At 64.9% G+C, this 3,293-nt stretch carries 4 protein-coding genes; 2 read left to right on the top strand and 2 right to left on the bottom strand.

Translation table 11 applies throughout. The features are described from left to right. Together EN906_RS28125 and EN906_RS28120 are read left to right on the top strand one after the other, a co-directional pair. Positions 1-533: nucleotide-binding domain containing protein (locus EN906_RS28125; RefSeq protein WP_281060464.1), on the top strand; the 533-nt coding region annotated here is incomplete at its 5' end. Beyond that, positions 533-1,171 carry a class II aldolase/adducin family protein gene (locus EN906_RS28120; protein ID WP_127272706.1) on the top strand — a complete coding sequence of 213 codons (639 nt, stop codon included), beginning with the start codon at positions 533-535 and terminating at the stop codon, positions 1,169-1,171. The genes EN906_RS28125 and EN906_RS28120, both read left to right, overlap by 1 nt. Positions 1,172-1,275: 104 nt before the next feature. On the opposite strand, the gene EN906_RS28115 is transcribed toward EN906_RS28120, so the two are convergent. Both EN906_RS28115 and EN906_RS28110 read right to left on the bottom strand, forming a co-directional pair. After that, a complete protein-coding gene (locus EN906_RS28115; protein ID WP_127272705.1) occupies positions 1,276-2,547 on the bottom strand; it encodes a CaiB/BaiF CoA-transferase family protein in 1,272 nt (423 codons plus the stop codon). 35 nt (positions 2,548-2,582) lie between these two features. Then, the coding region (locus EN906_RS28110) for an oligopeptide/dipeptide ABC transporter ATP-binding protein (RefSeq protein WP_127375527.1) at positions 2,583-3,293 on the bottom strand (711 nt) is incomplete at its 5' end.

Here is a 3,293-nt window from a genome sequence, read left to right as displayed (position 1 = left end):
ACAATCCACTGCTGACGATCGATCTGGCCAGCGCCTTCGCCGGCGCCGATGTCGTGGCCGAAGCGCGTGCCTTCGCCCAGCGGCATTTGCCCGGCACGATGATCGCCATTGCCACGACGGCGCCGCAAGCGACGGTCGAAGCGCTGCAGCAGGCGCATGGCCGCAACGCGGTGGCGGCAAAGGCGGAAGAGATGCTGGCCGGGATTGCACACATTCTTGTGCTCGAACTCGGTGTGCGGCGGCTGGTCGTCGCCGGCGGCGAGACCGCCGGTTCGGTGGTCAAGGCGCTCGGCATCGACCGCATCGCCATGGGTGCCTATGAGGGGCCGGGACTGTCGCGTGCCACTGCCCACCTCCCCGGCCTGCCATCCGAGCCGCTGGCGCTGATGTTGAAATCGGGGAAGCTCGGCGGCCCGGATATTTTCGCCGACGTCCTGCAAGACATGACACGGGCGACCACCGTCGCGCCGGCGATCGATATATGGCCACCGGCAAAACCTGTCATGCGGCCAACCACAGGAAAAGCATCGTGATGGACACCGAGACTGCACGCGCCAGCCTGATCACCGCGACGCAGACGCTGGACGCCAGCGGAATGAATGTCGGCACCACCGGCAACATCAGTGTGCGGACGACAAGCGGCATGATGATCACGCCGACGGGAATAGCTACAAGCGCGCTTCGGCCGGAGCAGATGGTGCCGATGCAACTCGATGGCAGCTGGGAGGGGGCGTTCCGGCCGTCGAGCGAATGGGAAATGCACGCCGAGATCTACAAGGCTTTCCCCGAGGCCGGTGCCGTCGTGCATGCCCATCCCGACCATTGCGTGGCGCTATCGTGCCTGCGCGAGGGACTGCCGCTGTTCCATTACATGGTCGCGGGTTTCGGTGGCGATGATGTGCGCTGTTCGGACTATGCGCTGTTCGCGTCAAGCGAACTGGCCAAGGTTGCCGTCGTCGCGCTCAAGGACAGGTCGGCCTGCCTGCTCGCCAATCATGGCATGATCGCTTTCGGCGGCGATCTCGACACGGCGCTCGTCCGCACCATCAAGCTCGAGACCTTGGCGCGGCAATACCTTTTGGCGCGCAGCGCCGGTACACCGGTGCTCATCGAGGGCAGCGAGATCGCCGCCATTCGGGGGCGGTACAAGAATTACGGCCAGCAGAAGTAGCCGGCCGAGCAATTCCGGGAGCGGCTCTTCGCGCTCTTGAAGTTAAGAACCACCAGTCGTCGAACCGCAAATGCGAGACGAGGGCTGCCACGTTCCGTGGAAGATCAGGCGGGGATCGGTTCGGCGGCAGGCGCATAGACGCTGACAGCCCCGGAGCCGATCAGTTGGTCGATGGTCTCGGCGCTGTAGCCGAGCACGTCGGCCAGCACGGCAGCTGTGTCCTGGCCCAGCATCGGCGGCGCGGTAAAGTCGGCGGTCAGCTGCGCGGCAAGTCCCTGTGCCGGGCGCACCATGGCGACGGAGCCGAGATGCGGATGCGGCAAGGTCTGGACGAGGCCACGCTCACGCACATTGGGACTGTCGAAGACTTCCGGTATCGATTTTACGGTGCCGGCCGGCACGCTGGCGGCGGCGCAGGTTGCCATCCAGTGGTCGCGCGTCCGCGTCTTGAAGGCAGCCGCCAATTCGGGGATCAAAGCCTCGCGGTTGGTGGCACGCGCGCCTGCCTTGATGAAGCGCGCATCCCCAGCCAGATGTGGCAGATCAAGGACCTTCTCGCACAGCGCCGCGAACTGGCGGTCATTGCCGACGGCCAGCGCGAAGCCGCCATCGGAGGCCTCGAATATCTGATAGGGGACAACCGTCGGATGCGCATTGCCGTAGCGGGCGACCTCGCGGCCGGTGTTGAGGTAACCGCTGCCGATATTGATCAGCAGGCTGAGCGCGCAGTCGATCAGCGACAGGTCGAGGAACTGGCCCTTGCCGGTCGTCGCGCGCTCGTAAAGCGCTGCCAGGATCGACTGCGTCGAGACCATGCCGCAGACGATGTCGGTGATGGCGACGCCGACGCGCATCGGCTCGCCATTGCTCTCGCCAGTGATGGCCATCAGGCCGCTTTCGGCCTGCATGACGAAATCATAGCCGGGCCGTCCGGCATCGGGCCCGGTCTGACCATAGCCGGAGATCGAGCAGTAGATCAGCCGCGGGTTTGGCGCGCTGAGTTCCTTGAAACCGACGCCGAGGCGGTCGGCGGTGCCGGAGCGGAAATTCTCGACGACGATGTCGGCCTTCGCCGCCAGTTCGCGCACGATGGCCAGCCCCTGCGGGCTTTTCATGTCGAGCGCGATGCTCTGCTTGCCGCGATTGGCGCAGAGATAGTAGGTCGAGACACCCTTGTAGCTCGGCACCGACCACGCCCTGGTGTCGTCGCCGCCATCTATGTTCTCGATCTTCCAGACCTCGGCGCCGAGATCGGCAAGGCTCATCGTTGCCCAAGGACCGGCGAGCACGCGGGAAAGATCGAGAACCTTGATGCCTTCGAGCGGCAGGCGCGCGGATCCTGCCGTACCGGCATTCTCGGAATGGTCCTCAGTCACGATCAAGATTCCTTCGGGTGAATTCGGCAGGCCAATCACACAGTCTTGAACGTGTTGACCGGCTCCGGAAAATGACAGGCGACGCGATGCGAACCGCCAGCCGGATCGAGCGGCGGTTCGACGGCAGCGCAGATCGCCTGCGCCTTGAAGCAGCGCGTGCGGAAGCGGCAGCCGGATGGTGGGTTGAGCGGGCTCGGCACGTCACCGGTCAGTACGATGCGCTCGCGCTTGCGCTCCTTCTCGGGATTGGCGAGCGGCACCGCCGACAGCAGCGCCTGCGTGTAGGGATGCAGCGCCCTCGAATAGAGTTCGGCCGCGGGTGCGATCTCTACGATCTTGCCGAGATACATCACCGCGACCTGGTGCGAGATGTGGCGCACGACCGAAAGATCATGTGCGATGAACAGATAGGATGTGCCGAAAGACTGCTGGATATCCCTGAGCAAATTGAGCACGCCAGCCTGCACCGAAACATCGAGCGCCGAAACCGGTTCGTCGAGGATCACCACTTGCGGGTTCAGCGCAAGCGCCCGGGCGATGACGACACGCTGGCGCTGGCCGCCTGACAGTTCGTGCGGATAGCGCTTGCCATGCTCGGGATTGAGCCGCACCAGTTCGAGCAGTTCGGCGACGCGGGCGCGGCGGTCGGCCGCCGACATGTCGCTCATGCGCAGCGGCTCGGCGACGTTGTCGGCAATGCGCATGCGCGGATGCAGCGACCCGTACGGGTCCTGGAAGACCAGCTG

The sequence above is a fragment of the Mesorhizobium sp. M7A.F.Ca.CA.004.06.1.1 genome, assembly GCF_003999135.1.
GTDB lineage: Bacteria > Pseudomonadota > Alphaproteobacteria > Rhizobiales > Rhizobiaceae > Mesorhizobium.
Note: the sequence above shows the minus strand (reverse complement) of the source record. Positions and strands in the feature narration are given on the sequence as shown.